The following is a 16,219-nucleotide window of genomic DNA, read 5'->3' as shown; positions in this document are numbered from 1 at the left end:
CCAGCGCCGTCCTCAGTTTGAATCAGCCCTTGACCACCAGGATCGGGTCGGAGCGGAAGGAGACCCGGGCGGTGTCGCCCGGTGTGAACCCGACGGCCTGCGAGGTGGGCAGCTGGGCCAGCACCTTGCCGTGCTCCCCCAGGTCCACCGTGATCCGGGTGACCGCGCCCAGGAACGACACCGCCACCACCGGCCCGACCAGCGGGTCACCGGCCGCAGAGTCGGTGGTCGGGGCCAGCTCCACGGCCTCCGGCCGCACCAGCGCGAAGCCACTGCCCTCGGCCGATGCCGTGACGACCGGCAGGCGGGCCCCGAGAACGTCTGCGATACCGCCGCTCACGGTGGCCGGGAGGCGGTTCGACAGACCGACGAACTCGGCCACGAACGGCGTGGCCGGGCTGGCGTAGATCTCCGTCGGCGCCCCCAGCTGCTCCAGCCGGCCGGCGTTCATCACCCCGACCCGGTCGGCGACGGCCAGCGCCTCCTCCTGGTCGTGGGTGACGAACAGGGTGGTGATGCCGACCTCCAGCTGCACCCGCCGGATCTCGTCGCGCAGGCTGGCCCGGACCTTGGCGTCCAGGGCCGAGAGCGGCTCGTCGAGCAGCAGCACGGTGGGCCGGATGGCCAGCGCCCGGGCCAGCGCCACCCGCTGCTGCTGACCGCCGGACATCTGGTGGGCGTAGCGGTCGGCCTGGGCGGAGAGCCCCACCAGCTCGAGCATCTCGCCCGCCCGCCGGTTGCGCTCGGCCTCGCCGACCTTGCGCAGCCGCATCCCGAAGGCCACGTTCTGGCGGGCGGTCATGTGCGGGAACAGCGAGTAGGCCTGGAACACCATGCCCATGTCGCGCTTGTTGGTGGGCAGCCCGGTGACGTCTTTACCGCCCACCACCACCCGTCCCTCGTCGGCGTCCTCCAGGCCGGCCAGCAGCCGCAGCGCGGTGGTCTTGCCGCACCCGGAAGGGCCGAGCAGGGCGATGAACTCGCCCGGCTCCATGGTCAGGTCGAGGCCGTCCAGGGCGGTCACCGAGCCGTACTGACGACGCAGGCCCTCCAGCCGCACCTCGACCCCGGCTCGGGTGAGGGTTTCGGTCACGTCTACTTCTCCTCAGCGGTTGAGCGGCGGCGGCCGACGAAGGACAGCGCGAACAGCAGGACGAACACGAACGCCAGGGCCGCCGCGGACAGCGCGACCGCCACCCCGACACTGGCCTGGGCCTGCAGGTTGATCGCCACCTGCAGGTTGTCGTAGTTGAGCAGCGAGGCCACGGTGAACTCACCGAGCACCAGGGCGACCGCCAGCAGCGAGGCGTTGAGCACCGCGGAGGTGATGTTCGGCAGGATCACCCGCACCATCACGGTGAACCAGCCGGCGCCCAGACTGCGGGCGGCCTCGCTCAGCGTGCGCACGTCGATCGCCTGCAGTCCGGCGTCGAGCGAACGGTACATGTACGGCATCACCAGCACGACGTAGACGAAAACCAGCACCAGGGGCGAGGAGTCGTAGGCGTCAGGGGTGAAGTACGCGATCCACAGGTAGATCGGGCCGAGCCCCACCACCAGCACCAGCGCCGGGATGGTCAGCGGCAGCAGGCACAGGAACTCCACCACGCGCTGCAGTTTCGGCAGTCGCAGCCGCACCCAGACCATGGTCGGCACCAGCAGGGCCAGTGCCACCACCGAGGTCAGCAGGGCCAGCAGCAGCGAGTCCCGCAGTGCGGTCAGCAGTTCCGGGTTGTCACCGATCGCCCGCCAGGCCTCGAGCGTGCGCTCGCCGTACAGGTCGGTGGCCCGGGTGCTGAACTCCACCAGGGCCAGCAGCGGCACCGCGAAGAAGAGCGCGAACGGCACCATCAGCAGGGCCCGGGTGACCCGGGCGCGCTTGGCCGAACGGGCGCGCAGGCCCGGCCCCCGTTCGGTCGGCTTCTCGGTCTCGGGCACCAGGGCCGTTACTGCAGCCATCGTGAGGACCTCCGCTGCATCCAGGAGTAGAGCGCCATCGCCACGGCCACCACGATCACCATGCCGAGCGCCAGGGCCTTGGCCACGTTCTCCTGGCCGAGCACGGTCTCACTGGTCATCGCCGCGCGGATCTGCAGCGGGATGATGATCCCGCCCTGGCTGATCAGTGCGGCCGCGGTGGCGTAGGCGGCGAACGCGTTGGCGAACAGCAGCAGGAAGGCCCCCAGGAACGGCGGGGTCAGCAGGGGTCCGGCGACATGCCGCCAGTACACCCAGGTTCCGCCGCCCAGGCTCTCGGTGGCCTCGCGCCACTGCGGCTTGATCCCGTCCAGGGCGGGCAGGAAGACCAGCACCATCAGCGGGATCTGGAAGTACAGGTAGACCACCACCAGACCGCTGAGCTCGTACAGCCAGCCGCCGGAGACGTCCAGGCCGGCGTCGCGCAGCAGCACGGTCAGCAGGCCCTGGTTGCCCACGCTCACGATGAACGCGATCGCCAGGGTCACCCCGCCGAACTGGGCCAGCACCCCGGCCACCGCGGTGACCGTGCGCCGCACCAGGCCGTCGGCCGGGCCGGTGGCCACGAGATAGGCCAGCACCGCGCCGAAGACGGCACCGATCGCGGCGGTGGTGAAGGAGAGCTGGATGCTGCGCCAGAAGGCGGTCAGCACGTAGCTCTCGCCGAGCGCCTGGACGTTCGCCAGGGTGGGCCGGCCGTCCTCGGTACCGAACGCCTGGATCACCACCAGGGCGGTCGGCAGCAGCAGGAAGAGCCCGACGTAGGCGAAGAACGGCACCACGCCGAGCCAGCTGAGAGAGAACCGCCGGCCAGTCCGGGTGGACTGGCCGGCGGGTGGGACCTCGAGTGACGTCACGACGTCAGCCGATCGCCTTGGCCCAGGTCTCGGTCAGGGTCTTGGTGGCGGCCTCGGTCTGCTCCGTGGTCAGGAACACCGGCTCGCCCTCGACCGCGGGCAGGGCCTCGGCCAGCGCGCTGTCGATGGTGCCGGCCTCGGTCATCGCCTCCATGCGGACCGGGCGGGCACCGCCCTTGAGCCACAGGTTCTGGCCCTCGTCCGAGAACAGGAACTCCTGCCACAGCCGCGCGGCGGCCGGGTGCGGGGCGTCCTTGTTGATCGCCTGGTTGTAGTAGCTGCCCAGCACCGCGCCCTCGGGGACGACGACCTTCCAGTTCGGGTTCTCCGAGACCTGGGCGGCGTTCAGGTAGTCCCAGTCGAAGACGACCGGGGTCTCGCCGCTCTTGATCGTGGCCGGGGAGGCCTGCACCGGGACGAAGTTGCCGGCCTTCTTCAGCTCACCGAAGAAGTCGACGCCCTTGCTCACGTCGTCGGCCGAGCCGCCGTTGCCGAGCGCAGCCATCGCGACCCCGCTGAACGCGGCCCCAGCCTGCGTCGGGTCACCGTTCAGGGCGACGCTGTTCTTGAACTTCGGGTCGAGCAGGTCGTCCAGCGAGGCGATCGAGTCGAACTTGCTGGAGTCGTACCCGATCGACATGTAGCCGCCGTAGTCGTTGACCCACAGGCCGTTCGGGTCCTTCTGGGCGGCCGGGATCTCGTCGAACGTGGCCACCTTGTAGGGGGCGTAGAGGTCGGTGTTGGCCAGGGTGACCGCACCGCCCATGTCCAGCACGTCCGGGGCCGAACTGCGGCCCTTCTCGGTCTTGACCGCGTTGATCTCGTCCTGGCTGGCCGCGTCGGGCTTGTCCGAGACCACCTCGATGCCGTACTTCTCGGTGAACGCGGCCTTGATCTCGCCGTAGTTCGCCCAGTTGTCGGGCAGGGCGATGGTGTTGACCTTGCCCTCCTTCTTGGCCGCCTCGACCAGGGCCTCCAGGCCACCGAACTCCTCGGCGGAGGTGGCGGCGGCCGCGGAGACGCCCCCCTCGCCGCTCGCGCTGCTGTCGTCGTCACTCGGCGGCGCGCAGGCGGCGAGGGCGACGAGCGCGCCCATCGCCACAGTCGCGCCGAATCCGCGCATGACCTTCTTCACGTGTTTCGAGCCTCCTCAGGCACCTGTACCCCCGCGTAGTTGAACGCTGAACACAGTGACATGGACACGGGCGGCCTCACCGGGGGCACGGAGCGGCCAAGGGCTGACCGAATGGTTAACGACCGCGGAATGTCCCGTCATGATCCGGACAACCGGCACAACGCGGCGAGACCCTTTCGTGACTAACGGCGACTTCGCCGTCAGATCGCCCCTAAGTCATCACCCACCGTAGGGGAGCATGATCAGCCACAACAAGACATCGTGGGGTATCAGTGACCGGCCACCGGATGAGGGGTGTACGGCGCCTCCAGCCGGGCCACCTCCTCGTCGCTCAGCTCCAGGCTCAGCGCCTCGACCGCGTCGGTCAGGTGCTGCGGCTTCGTCGCCCCGATGATCGGTGCGGTGACCACCGGGTTGCGGGCCACCCAGGCCAGGGCCACCTGAGCTCGGGGAACTCCCCGGGCGGCGGCCACCTCGGCCACCGCCTCGGCGATCCGGCGGTCGCCCTCCTGATAGAGCGCCTGCAGCACCTCGTCGGTCTGCTGCCGGTTGCTGCCGGAGTCCCAGTCGCGGGTCAGCCGGCCCCGGGCCATCGGGCTCCACGGGATCACCCCGACGCCCTGGTCGGCACAGAACGGCAGCATCTCCCGCTCCTCCTCGCGGTAGAGCAGGTTGTAGTGCGGCTGCATGCTCACGAACTTCGTCCATCCGTTGAGCTCGGCGGTGAACTGGGCCTTGGCGAACTGCCAGGCGTACATCGAGGAAGCGCCGATGTAGCGGGCCTTTCCGGCCTTCACCACGTCGTGCAGGGCCTCCATCGTCTCCTCGACCGGGGTCGCCGGGTCCCAGCGGTGGATCTGGTAGAGGTCGACGTAGTCGGTGCCCAGGCGGCGCAGGCTGGCGTCGATCCCGGTCATGATCGCCTTGCGGGACAGGCCACTTCCGTTGGGGCCGGGCCGCATCCGGTGAAAGACCTTGGTAGCCAGCACGATCTCGTCGCGGCGGGCGAAGTCGGCCAGCGCCTTGCCCACAATCTCCTCGCTGGTCCCGTCGGAGTACATGTCGGCCGTGTCGAAGAAGTTGATGCCGGCCTCGACCGCGGCCTTGATGAACGGCCGGCTGGTCTCCTCGTCGAGTGTCCAGGGGTGGTGGCCGCGTTCCGGGACGCCGTAGCTCATGCACCCCAGGCAGATCCGGGAGACATCGAGACCGGTGCGTCCGAGCTTCACGTAGTCCATGCGGGTCAGCGTAGGTGAGCAGCTCCCGGACACCCAGACTTCGCTCGACTTGGGTTAAGGGTTCGGGCAGTCTCGGTTACATGATTGAGGACGGGTCGAACGGCGCCGGGGCAGAGGCGTCCGGTTCGGTTTCGGGAGACGACGCGAAACTGCGGTTGGCCACCCCGGCCGGTCGCTGGGTGCTGACCGCGGCGGTGCTGGGCAGCGCGGTGGTGAGCCTGGACGCCACGGTGGTGAACGTGGCCCTGCCCACGATCGGCCAGGACCTGGACGCCGACGTGGCCGGGCTGCAGTGGACGGTGAACGGCTACGCCCTCACCCTGGCGGCGCTGATCCTGCTCGGCGGCTCGCTCGGCGACCGGTTCGGCCGCCGCCGGGTCTTCGTTCTCGGGGTGGCCTGGTTCGGGGTCGCCTCACTGTTGTGCGGGGTGGCTCCGAACCTGGAGACGCTCGTGCTCGCCAGAGCCCTCCAGGGCGTGGGTGGCGCTCTGCTCACCCCGGGCAGCCTGGCGATGATCTCGGCGTCGTTCTGCCGGGAGGACCGGGCCCGGGCGATCGGCGCCTGGTCCGGTCTGGGTGGCGTGGCCTCGGCGGTCGGGCCGCTGCTGGGCGGGGCGCTGCTCGAGCAGTCCTGGCGCTGGATCTTCCTGATCAACCTGCCACTCACGGTTTTCGTGATCTACCTGGCCGTGCGGCACGTGCCGGAGACCCTGGACGCGAGCGCACCGCGCCGGCTGGACGTGCTGGGTTCGGTCACCGGGGCGATCGGGCTCGGCGGCGTGACCTACGCCCTGATCGCGGCCCCTTCCGGCAACCGACCGGTGGTCTGGATCGCCGGCCTGGCCGGCGTCCTCGGTTTCGTGCTCTTCATCCGGACCGAACGCCGCAGCCCGCACCCCCTGGTCCCCCTCGACGTGTTCGCCAACCGGCAGTTCACCGCCGCGAACCTGGTCACGCTCGCGCTCTACGCCGCCATCTCCGGAGTGTTCTTCCTGCTGGCGGTGGTGCTGCAGGTGGTCACCGGGCTGAGTCCGTTGCAGGCCGGGGCCGCCATGCTGCCGGTGACCCTGCTGATGCTCACCCTCTCGTCCCGCACCGGTGCCCTGGCGGCTCGCATCGGCCCCCGCCGTCCGATGACCGTGGGCCCGGTAATCATGGCCGGCGGCCTGCTCCTGATGCTCCGGATCGAGCCCGCAGCGGGCTATTTCACCCACGCCCTACCCGGCATCCTGGTGTTTGGGCTGGGCCTGACCCTGACCGTGGCCCCACTCACCGCAGCCGTGCTGGCCGCGGCCGAAGACCGGCATGCCGGGGTGGCTTCCGGCGTCAACAACGCCGTGGCCCGCACCGCCGGCCTGCTCTCGGTGGCCGTACTGCCCCTGCTGATGGGCCTGTCGGGCGACGACTTCAACCGCGCCGGCCCCTTGGCCGACGGCTTCCACATCGCGGTGATCAGCTGCGCGGTCCTGATGGCGGTCAGTGCTCTCATCGCCTGGCTGGGCGTGAGCGACGAGGTGACGAAACCGGTTCCGGCGCGCACGGAACCGGCCTACCACTGCGCGGTCGACCAGCCTCCGGCGGCTACTGCTCCAGCGGAGAGCCGGTCTCCAGCAGGCTCTTGAGACTGGCCAGGGTCTGCGGCCACCCCTGCTCGACCATCTCGACGATGCTGCTGCCCGGCCGGCCGGTGTGCAGCAGACTCAGCTTGGTCACCCCGCCCTCCTGCGGCTCGAGCGTGAAGGTGGCCGTGGTGCGGGGTTCGCGCACCAGCCGGTCGCGGGTCTCCTCGTCGATGCCGACCTTGGCGGCGAACTCCGGGGTGATCGCGTGCCAGGTGAAGGAGAGCCGGGTGTAGGGCTCGGCCTCGAGGACCACCTGCTCGGGATCGGCCATCTCGATCCCCTGGAAGCTCCAGACGATCGGACTGCCCTTGCGCCAGTCGGTGCGGAACTCCACCCCCCAGTACTGTTTCGTGAACTCCGGCTCGGTGATCGCCCGCCAGACCCGCTCCGGACCGGAGCGGATGAACGTGACGTAGACGAAATCGCTGCTTTCTGGCATGTTCCCGTCCTCCAAGGCCTGTTTGAGACCGGCCAGGGCCTGAGCCCGGCCCCGGTCGTACTTGGACATCCAGCGGTCGGCGATGGCGTTGACCGGCTCGGCGTTCAGGTAGTGCAGCACCTCGCGCCCCCGGCGCGCCGTGGTGACCACGTTGGCCCCCACCAGCACGGCCAGATGCTTACTGACCGACTGTCGCGCCATGCCCAGCCCGGCGCACAGCTCTTTGAGACTCTGCCCGTTCCGCTCCGCCAGCCGGTCGAGCAGGGCCCGCCGGGTGGGATCGGCCAGCGCCCGGAACACCTCGTCGTCCATCACTTCCTCCACCACCCGGCAGCCTAGGCGCCTGCCCCAGAGTAGGCAACCATCCGGCTGCCTATGGCTGGTCGGCAGCGAATTAGGACGGGCAGGTGGGCACGGGAATCGGCCCGGTCGTCGCCGCGGCCGGGGTCTCAGGCGCCCCGCCCTTGGTGGCCGGCGCCTTGGCCGCCGGCTTCTTACCGACTTCGGCTTCGGCCTGCGCTCCCTCTGCGCAACAGCCCAGAACCTCCCCCGGCGCCGCCTTACTCTCGTCGGCCTTACCGCGAACCGCCTTACCCTCGGCCGCCCGGCCCACCGGAGCCTTTCCGTCAGCCTCTTCCACCAATTCCTCGGACGTGCCGTCCTCCCCTGCCGCCGACGGGCAGGGGGTCAACGTGGAAGTGCCGCCCGGACGACCAGAACCACCAATGGACGAGGTCTGCTCACCAGCCGCGGTCGGCTTGGGTCGGCTCGTCGGCCGGGCGGCGGGCCGGGTGGTGGGCCCGGTGGTGGGCTCGGCATCGCCTTGCCCGTGCTCACCGGATGACTCGTGGCCGGTGCTCGCTCCCGAGGAAGCTCCGGGTGGAACACTCCCGGTCGCGTTGCCCGAGGTCCCGCTCCTGGCTGCACTGGACGAACCCGGGCCGCCGCTGGACGTCCCACTCCCGGTGGCGCTCGGCGAACCAGTAACCCCGCCCGTCCCCGCGCTGACAGTGGCGCTCGACGGCCTACCTTCAGCCCCGCCCGATGCTCCACTCCCCGTGGCGCTCGGCGAACCGCTCCCCCCGCCCGTCCCCGTGCTGGCCGTGGCGCTCGGCGACTCACCCTCACTGCTGCCCGATGTCCCACTCCCGGTGGCGCTCGGTGAACCAGCAACCCTGCCCGTGCCTGCGCCGCCCGTCTGCTTACCTTCACCGCCATCCGACGTCCCACTCCCGGTGGCACTGGGCGAACCGCTACTTCCACCCGTCCCCACGCTGGCCGTGGCGCTCGGCGACTTACCCTTGCTGCCCGATGTCCCACTCCTGGTGGCGCTGGGCGAACCGCTACCCCCGCCCACCCCTCCGCTGGTAGTCGTGCTCGGCGGTTTACCTTCACCGCCACCGGAGGTCTCGCTCTTCGTGGCGCTGGGCGAGTCCGTGCCGCCCGCCCCACCGCTGGTCGACGTCGTGCTGGCCGGCCCACTGCCCGTCGCGGTGGGCTTCTCGCTGGCCGAGCTCGTCTCGGATCGGCTGGGCTGAGCGCTCCCGCTCGGGGAGCCTGCCGGAGAGGTGACCGAGGGCGTCGCCTCACCGCACGTCGGGGTTGTGCTGGGGGTGGGGGTGACCGTCGGCATGAGGGTGGGCTCAGTGGGGGTGGGTTCGGTGGGGGTGGGGCTGGGCGTTGGGGTGGTGGACGGGGTGGGCGTGGTCGTGGGGGTGGGCGTTGGTGCGCAGGAATCGCTGGCGGTGAGGGTTGCGCTCTGGGTCGGGGTGGGGCGGCTCGAGGTGGGAACGGGTTGGGCCGGCTTGCTGGTCCTGGTCGGGGTGGGGGGCTTGCTGGTCTTCGTGGGCGTGGGGGTGGGCTTGGCTTTCGGGGGCTTGGGCAGAGCAGGTGGAGGGCCGGGGGCGGTGCCGGGTGGGTCGTCTTCTGTCTTGGTGGGGGTAGGCGTGTCGGGGCGGGGGTTGGGCACTGCCTGGGGCTCGCCGGTTGCGTAGGCGGTGGCCAGCGAGAGCACCAGCGACACGTAGCTGTTGCTGCGGTTGTACCGGTACACCGCTGCTTCCTGGCCGGAGCGGGTGCTCAGGTCGGAACTGCCGGCGCAGAGGTAAGTGCCGGCGGCCAGAGCGGCATCGTTGATGTTCTGGGGGTTGCCCTTGCCGTAGGACTTCCAGGTGCCGGGCAGGAACTGCATCGGGCCCACCGCGCGGTCGTGCGCCGTGTCCCCGTCGTAGCGGCCGCCGTCCGAGTCCGAGATCGTCGCCGTGCCCGGGGTCGAGCCGTCCAGGCGGATTCCCAGGATCGGTGGGCTGACCAGGCCGGTCGCCGTGATCCCGGCCCCGCCGTGGCGGCCGTGATTGCTTTCCACCCGGCCGATTGCGGCGATCAGCGACCAGTGGATCCGGCAGGACGGGTCGGTGCGGGCGAGCTGGTCGGCGGCGGCCTGGTAGGCGCGCTGCGCCCCGACCGGGATGCCGGAGGAGGTCAGGGCGTCTGTGCGAGTGATCCCGTAGGCGCCGCCAGACGACGAATCGCCCGAAGCCGTTGACTTTTCCCCCGACGAGGGGATCGATGGCACGGTGGACGAGGTGGGCAGGGCGCTGGTGTCGGCCTCACTGCCGTACAACTCCAACGGGCTTTCACTGGACGAGGGCGTGCCGGTGGGTTGGGCGGGCGTGGCGCCGGCGGCCGTTCTGGGTTGTGCCGCAGTGGATCCGGACACCATGAAGACCACTGTGACAGCGAGAAGGAAGGCCGCGACGGCGGCGGCACGGCGCAGCGCCGTGGCACCGCCCGAGACCAACCGGGCCGAACCGGTCCATCGCACCCCACGACCTTAAGCAGAAATAGAAGAAATGGCAGCCCCGGTTCCTACTGGAGCCAGCATTCACAGGAAGACCGGCTCACCGGCCTCCGTACGGAAGGGAACGGCCATGCGTGCCATCTGGAACGACACTGTGATCGCGGAGTCCGACGACATCGTGGAGGTGGAGGGGAACGCGTACTTCCCCGTCTCCTCGGTGCGGCAGGAACTGATCACGGCGACCGATACCCGCACGGTCTGCCCGTGGAAGGGCACCGCCTCGTACTACTCGATCACCGTGGACGGCGCCGAGAACACGGACGCGGCCTGGTTCTACCCCGAACCGAAAGAGGCTGCGGCGCAGATCAAGGACAGGGTGGCGTTCTGGCGAGGGGTCACCGTGACCCCCTGATCTCAGCGGGCCTCCGGAGCCGGGCTGACCAGCCCGCTCTGGTAGGCCGCGACCACCAGCTGCGCCCGGTCCCGCGCGCCGACCTTCGTCATCGCCCGGTTGACATGGGTTTTCGCGGTGAGTGGGCTGACGAAGAGACGTTCGGCGATCTCGTCGTTGGACAGGCCGAGCGCGACCAGGGTGGCCACCTCCCGCTCGCGCTCGGTCAACGCCGAGAACACCTCCGGGGTGACCGTGCCCACGCTGCTCGGCTGGGCCAGGAACTCGGTGATCAGGCCGCGCGTGGCGCGGGGCGAGAGCAGTGCGTCGCCGCTGGCCACGGTGCGGATCGCGGCCAGCAGCTCCTCCGCCTCCACCCCCTTGCCGACGAACCCGCTGGCCCCGGCCCGCAGCGCCGCCAGCACGTACTCGTCGATCTCGAAAGTGGTCACCACCAGCACCTTCACGCCGGCCAGGTCGTCGTCGGCGCAGATCATCCGGGTGGCCTCGAGACCGTCCAGGTCGGGCATCCGGATGTCCATCACGACCACGTCGGCCCGGGCGGTGCGGACCATCTCGACCGCCTGGCGCCCGGTGCCGGCCTCGCCCACCACCTCCAGGTCGGGGGCGGAGTCGATCAGCACCCGGAAGCCGGCCCGGATCAGCGCCTGGTCGTCGGCCAGCAGGACACGGGTGGTCGGTCTCGTCATCACACACTCTCTTGGGGACGGCTACGGGCTTCGCTGGTCAGCCGGGCGGACAGGCCACTCAGACCGGACAGGTCCACGCAGCCCGCCGCCCGGGCGGGCGGCTCGGTCACGACCGGCTCGGCGGCCGGGGCCGCCGAGGCCGGGCTCGCATCGGGCAGCGGGCGCACCGGCAGTTTGGCCCGCACCCGCCAGGTGCCGTCCGCCTCCGGGGCCGCCCGCAGGCTGCCGCCGACCGCCAGGGCCCTCTCGCGCATGCCGATCAGGCCGTAGCCACCCAGCAGCGCATCCGGCTGATCCGTCCCAGGCACCGCCACCACCCCGTTCTGGTTGACGATGTCGATCAGGACGGCGTCACCGGCGAACCGCACGTCGAGGCCGGCCGAGCCGGAGCCGTGCTTGTGGGCGTTGGTCAGGCCCTCCTGCACGAGGCGGTAGGCGACCAGGTCGACCGCGGGCGGCAGGGGGCGGCGCTCGCCGCGGACGGTCCAGCTCACCCGCAGCCCCGAGCTCTCGAACGAGCGGATCAGCTCGGGCAGGTCACCGACCCCGGCGGCGGGCTCGATCGGGGTCTTCGGATCACCCGGCCGGCGCAGCACGTTGAGCAGGCCGGTCAGCTCGTCGAGCACCGTGCGGCTGGAGCGCCGCACGTGGGTCAGGGCCTCCTTGGCCTCGGCCGGGTTGTCGGTGACCAGGTGCTCGGCCACCGAGGCCTGCACGTGGATCACGGCGATGTGGTGGGCGACCACGTCGTGCAGTTCCTGGGCGATCCGCAGACGCTCCTCGGCCACCCGGCGCCCGGCCTCCTCCTCCCGGGTGTGCTCGGCCCGCCGGGCCCGCTCCTCGACCTCTGCCACGTAAGCCTTCTTGCTCTGTACGGCCTCACCGGCCGAGGCGAAGAAACCGACCCACAGCAGGGTGCCGATGTGCGCACCGATCTGCAGGCCCCCATGGGCCACGGCCTGGGCCAGAATGATCACGGCGCTGGCACAGCAGGCGCAGGTCAGCGTGCGTCGGCGGTTGCCCAGGCCGGCCACGGTGACCATGGCCGCCCCGGCCGCCATCACCAGGGGTGAGGCGGCCTCGCCCCCGAGGTGCCAGATCAGGCCGGCCGTGCCCAGCGTGGTCAGGGCCAGGACCGTGACCGGCGCGGCGGTCCGGAAGACCAGCAGGGAGAACAGCGCGGCCTGCACCGCCAGGACCGTGGGCGTGCTCGCCCCGGCGTGTTGCTCGCTCGACTTGAGGGAGATCAGCGTGGCCACGCCGAGGAGCAGCAGGGCCAGAAGGCCGTCCCTCACCCACGGGTGGTGGACGGCCTTCAGCCGGATCCGCTCGGACATCCGCATCACAGCACTGTAAGCGCGGGCCTAGCGCCGGGAAACCAGTTCGGCCGGGGGCTCCTCGACCTCGGCGGTGGGCAGCGGCTCGTCGGCCGGGTCGACCGACAGGTGCGGCAGGATCCGGTCCAGCCAGCCCGGCAGCCACCAGTTGGAGTCACCCAGGCTGTGCATCACGGCCGGCACCAGCACGGTCCGGATCAGGAAGGCGTCGATCGCCACGGCGGCGGCCAGGCCGACCCCGAACTCGGCGATCACCCGCTGGCCCTCCAGGATGAAGGCGGCGAAGACGAAGATCATGATCAGCGCGGCCGCGGTGATCACCCGGCCGGTCTCGGCCTGGCCCACGGTCACCGCCCGGGCGTTGTCCCGGGTGTGGTGCCACTCCTCGTGCATCCGGCTGACCAGGAACACCTGGTAGTCCATGGAGAGGCCGAACAGGATGGCCAGCATGATCACCGGCAGGAAGGCCTCCACCGGCCCGCCCGGCCCGGCGCCGATCAGCTCCGAGCCCCAGCCCCACTGGAACACCGCCACCAGCACCCCGAACGAGGCGGCCGCGGCGACCAGGTTCATCACCGCCGCGGTGAGCGGCACCACCACGCTGCGGAAGGCGATCAGCAGCAGCAGGAAGCCGAGCCCGATGATCACCCCGATGAACAGGGGCAGCTTGCCGGTGAGGACGTCGGCGAAGTCGTCGAAGATGGCGGTGGCCCCACCCACGTGCACCTGCATCGAGGTGCCGCTCTCGGCCTGCGGGATGACGTCGTCACGCAGCCGCTCGATCAGCTCGCTGGTCTCGACGTCCTGCGGCGAACTGGCCGGGATGACCTGGATCATGCCCAGCGGCGAGCCGGGCTCGACCGGTGCGGCGGAGACCGCGGCGACCCCGGGCGTCTGTTCCACCGTGGTGGCCAGGGCCTGCAGCGCCTGGGCGTCGGAGTCGGCGCCCAGCTCGGCGACCAGCAGCAGCGGGCCGTTGGAGCCCGGGCCGAAGCCCTCGGCCAGCAGGTCGTACGCCTGACGGGTGGTGCTGCTCTCCGGGTCGTTGCCGGCGTCGGACGAGCCCAGTCGCAGCGACAGGGCCGGCAGGGCCAGGAGCACGATCATCGCGGTTGCGACGAAGCCGAAAAGCGCCTTGCGCCGGGCGATCAGGTGGGACCAACGGCCCCAGAAGCCTTCCTGGGCGTGGCTGGCGGACGGGCCCTGCTCGGCCAGCAGACGCCGTTCCCGGCGGCTGAGCAACCGCGTGCCGAGAACACCGAGCGCGGCGGGCAGCAGGGTGATCGCGGCCGCCACGGTGGCCAGAACCGTCACCGCAGCGCCGATCCCCATGCCGGCCAGGAAACTGACGCCCAGGACGAGCAGCCCGAGCAGAGCGATGACCACCGTGCCACCGGCGAAAAGTACTGCCCGGCCGGAGGTGTTGAGCGCCCGGACGGCGGCCTCTTCGGGGGCGATGCCGGACTTCAGGTTGTTGCGGTATCGCGTGACGATGAAGAGCGCGTAGTCGATCCCGACCCCCAGGCCGATCAGCGCGGCCAGGGTGGGGGCGATGGTGGACAGCGACATCAGGTGCGAGAGCTGACCGATCGCGGTGATGCCGACCCCGACGCCGAACAGCGCCACCAGGATGGGCATCAGGCTGGCGAACAGCGAGCCGAAGACCAGGAACAGGATCACCGCGGCGGCCGCGACGCCGATCAGCTCGGCGGTGCCGCCGATCTCGGACGAGGCCTGCTGGATGACCTGGCCACCGAGCTCGATCTGCAGACCGTCCCCGTCGATCTCCTGGGCGGTGTCGATCACCTTCTCGATGTCCGGGATCGGGACGTCCTGGGCCAGGCCGTCGAACTGGACGGTGGCGAAGGCGATCGTGCCGTCCGGGGCGATCTGCGCGGCGCCGGCCTCGTCGTAGGGACCGGTCACCGAGAGCACGTGCGGAAGCTCCGCCACCTCGGCCAGCATCGGCTTCACCCGCTGCTCGACGGCGGCGTCGGTGACCGGGCCGTTCTCGGAGTGGATGACGATCTGGCCGGTGTCACCGGCCTGGTCCGGGCTGGCCTGCTCGAGCAGTTCGAGGGCCCGGGCCGACTCGGTGCCGGAGAGGTTGAAGTCGTCGGCGTAGGCGGTACCCCGGGCCGCGGTGGCGGCCCCCAGGCCGACGAGTAACGCCAGCCAGAGTGCGATCACGACGTAACGATGCTGGTAGCACCAGCGAGCGAGTGCGGACATGACGAATCTGCCCCTCCAGATGGGTTGTCGGACACCGGTTTCGCTGGACCCGAGCGGCGAGCGCGGTGATTGCACGCGTCGTCGCCTGCATCACACATCATGGTGATCTTCGGCGCCGGTCACATCGTCCAGGCATTGACATCTGGGCCTACTACGTCTGTGGTACGACCCCCGGCCGGGCACCAGGGGTCACAAGGTGAACCTGTGACGAGCCAGGGGCGGAACCCGTTCCGGGTGAACGGGAACCGAACCACACTGGCGGTTGTGACCGTGACCCATGCCCCCACCCAGCGGCGTACCACCCCTGCTCACCCGACCCCGAGCGTCCCTCAGGGTCTGGCTGCCTCAGTGGCACCGAACTGGTTCGCGGCCGTGATGGGCACCGGCATCGTCGCAACGTCCGCAGCAGCTCTGCCTTCCGGGCTCCAGACGCGCGAATTCGCCGTCGGGGCCTGGCTCCTGGCCACCGCACTCCTGATTCTGTTCGCTGGAGCAACCGTTGCCCAGTGGGCCGGCCACCGGGAGCGGGCCCGGTCCCATCACCGCCATCCGGTGATCGCGCACTTCTACGGGGCTCCACCGATGGCCGTGCTTACCGTGGGCGCAGGCACGCTGCTGCTCGGCCCCGGCCTGATCGGCCCGCAGGCGGCCGTGACCATCGCCTGGGCGCTCTGGGGCCTGGGCACCGTGGCCGGTCTGATCAGCGCCTTCGCGGTTCCGTACCAGCACTTCACCGGCGCCCTGGGCGATGCCTCCCGGCAGCCGGACGCGGCTTTCGGCGGCTGGCTGATGTCGGTGGTGCCGCCCATGGTGTCGGCCTCGACCGGTGCCGCCCTGCTGCCGCACACCCCGGCCGGGCAACCGCGGCTCACCCTGCTGCTGGCCCTGTACGGCCTGTTCGGGATCAGCCTCATCGCCTCGTTCGTCCTGATCACCCAGCTCTGGACCCGGCTCGTGCAGCACGGCCTGCCCCCGGCCCGACTGATGCCGACGCTGTGGATCGTGCTCGGCCCCTTGGGGCAGTCGGTCACCGCCGCGAACCTGATCGGCCGGCAGGCGGGCACCGCGATCGAAGACCCGTACGCCACCGCCCTACGCGCCTTCGGCGTGGTCTACGGGCTGCCGGTGCTGGGCTTCGCCCTGCTGTGGGCCGCGTGGGCACTGGCCCTGACCCTGCGTACCGCCCGCTCGGCCGAAGGTTTGCCGTTCGCCCCCACCTGGTGGGCCTTCACCTTTCCTCTGGGCACCTGCGTCACCGCAGCCGCCGCCCTGGGCCAGGCCACCGGCGCCGACGCGCTGGCCGGACTGGCTGTGATCCTCTTCACCGGCCTGCTCAGCGGCTGGCTGGTCGCCGCCGTCGGCAGCCTGAACTCGCTCCGCCCGAGCACCCGCCGCCCCGAGCCGCCCACCTGGGCGTACACCATCTGACCGGAGCCCCCGCCCGGCCTGAACAGAAGGCAACCGCGGTGAAATCCACGGCG

13 protein-coding genes are annotated in these 16,219 nt (G+C 70.7%); 3 read left to right on the top strand and 10 right to left on the bottom strand.

The features are described from left to right. Nucleotides 1-22: 22 nt before the first annotated feature. The 5 genes from QSK18_RS06915 to QSK18_RS06895 form a co-directional block, all read right to left on the bottom strand. On the bottom strand, nucleotides 23-1,093 hold the full coding sequence (locus QSK18_RS06915; RefSeq protein ID WP_232814618.1) for an ABC transporter ATP-binding protein: 1,071 nt from the start codon (nucleotides 1,091-1,093) through the stop codon (nucleotides 23-25). 2 nt (nucleotides 1,094-1,095) lie between these two features. After that, the gene (locus tag QSK18_RS06910) at nucleotides 1,096-1,959 is read right to left on the bottom strand and encodes an ABC transporter permease (RefSeq protein WP_232814619.1); all 864 of its coding nucleotides are present in this window, start codon (nucleotides 1,957-1,959) and stop codon (nucleotides 1,096-1,098) included. After that, nucleotides 1,947-2,834: an ABC transporter permease gene (locus QSK18_RS06905; protein ID WP_232814620.1), complete on the bottom strand. Its 888-nt coding sequence runs from the start codon at nucleotides 2,832-2,834 to the stop codon at nucleotides 1,947-1,949. Before QSK18_RS06905 ends, QSK18_RS06910 begins: the two co-directional genes overlap by 13 nt. 4 nt (nucleotides 2,835-2,838) lie before the next feature. Continuing rightward, nucleotides 2,839-3,957 (bottom strand): ABC transporter substrate-binding protein, encoded by a 1,119-nt coding sequence (locus QSK18_RS06900; RefSeq protein WP_269811178.1) that lies wholly within the window; start codon nucleotides 3,955-3,957, stop codon nucleotides 2,839-2,841. A gap of 281 nt (nucleotides 3,958-4,238) precedes the next feature. Then, complete coding sequence (locus QSK18_RS06895; protein WP_285617280.1) at nucleotides 4,239-5,207, bottom strand: aldo/keto reductase; 969 nt, start codon at nucleotides 5,205-5,207, stop codon at nucleotides 4,239-4,241. Between the two features lie 80 nt (nucleotides 5,208-5,287). Between QSK18_RS06895 and QSK18_RS06890 the strand changes: the two genes are divergently transcribed. Further along, nucleotides 5,288-6,829, top strand: a complete 1,542-nt coding sequence (locus QSK18_RS06890) for an MFS transporter (protein ID WP_285617278.1) — start codon at nucleotides 5,288-5,290, stop codon at nucleotides 6,827-6,829. Here the strand turns inward: QSK18_RS06890 and QSK18_RS06885 are convergent. Further along, nucleotides 6,789-7,580, bottom strand: a complete 792-nt coding sequence (locus QSK18_RS06885) for an ArsR/SmtB family transcription factor (RefSeq protein WP_352396486.1) — start codon at nucleotides 7,578-7,580, stop codon at nucleotides 6,789-6,791. The two genes, QSK18_RS06890 and QSK18_RS06885, sit on opposite strands and share 41 nt — an antisense overlap. Nucleotides 7,581-7,662: 82 nt before the next feature. After that, the gene (locus QSK18_RS06880) at nucleotides 7,663-10,092 is read right to left on the bottom strand and encodes a hypothetical protein (protein ID WP_285617273.1); all 2,430 of its coding nucleotides are present in this window, start codon (nucleotides 10,090-10,092) and stop codon (nucleotides 7,663-7,665) included. 106 nt (nucleotides 10,093-10,198) lie between these two features. Between QSK18_RS06880 and QSK18_RS06875 the strand changes: the two genes are divergently transcribed. After that, nucleotides 10,199-10,480, top strand: coding sequence for a DUF427 domain-containing protein (locus QSK18_RS06875; RefSeq protein WP_232814733.1), 282 nt, complete (start codon nucleotides 10,199-10,201; stop codon nucleotides 10,478-10,480). 2 nt (nucleotides 10,481-10,482) lie between these two features. On the opposite strand, the gene QSK18_RS06870 is transcribed toward QSK18_RS06875, so the two are convergent. The 3 genes from QSK18_RS06870 to QSK18_RS06860 are packed head-to-tail and all read right to left on the bottom strand — an operon-like array spanning nucleotide 10,483 to nucleotide 14,696. After that, nucleotides 10,483-11,169 (bottom strand): response regulator transcription factor, encoded by a 687-nt coding sequence (locus QSK18_RS06870; protein WP_232814734.1) that lies wholly within the window; start codon nucleotides 11,167-11,169, stop codon nucleotides 10,483-10,485. Continuing rightward, entirely contained in the window at nucleotides 11,169-12,512 is a 1,344-nt protein-coding gene (locus QSK18_RS06865; protein ID WP_285617270.1) for a sensor histidine kinase, read from the bottom strand. The genes QSK18_RS06870 and QSK18_RS06865 overlap by 1 nt, the downstream gene beginning before the upstream one ends. Before the next feature lie 21 nt (nucleotides 12,513-12,533). Further along, the gene (locus tag QSK18_RS06860) at nucleotides 12,534-14,696 is read right to left on the bottom strand and encodes an MMPL family transporter (RefSeq protein ID WP_285617268.1); all 2,163 of its coding nucleotides are present in this window, start codon (nucleotides 14,694-14,696) and stop codon (nucleotides 12,534-12,536) included. 306 nt (nucleotides 14,697-15,002) lie between these two features. Between QSK18_RS06860 and QSK18_RS06855 the strand changes: the two genes are divergently transcribed. Next, nucleotides 15,003-16,166, top strand: a complete 1,164-nt coding sequence (locus QSK18_RS06855) for a TDT family transporter (protein WP_285617266.1) — start codon at nucleotides 15,003-15,005, stop codon at nucleotides 16,164-16,166. Nucleotides 16,167-16,219: the final 53 nt, after the last annotated feature.

The sequence above is a fragment of the Kineosporia sp. NBRC 101677 genome, from assembly GCF_030269265.1.
GTDB lineage: Bacteria > Actinomycetota > Actinomycetes > Actinomycetales > Kineosporiaceae > Kineosporia > Kineosporia rhizophila.
Note: the sequence above shows the minus strand (reverse complement) of the source record. Positions and strands in the feature narration are given on the sequence as shown.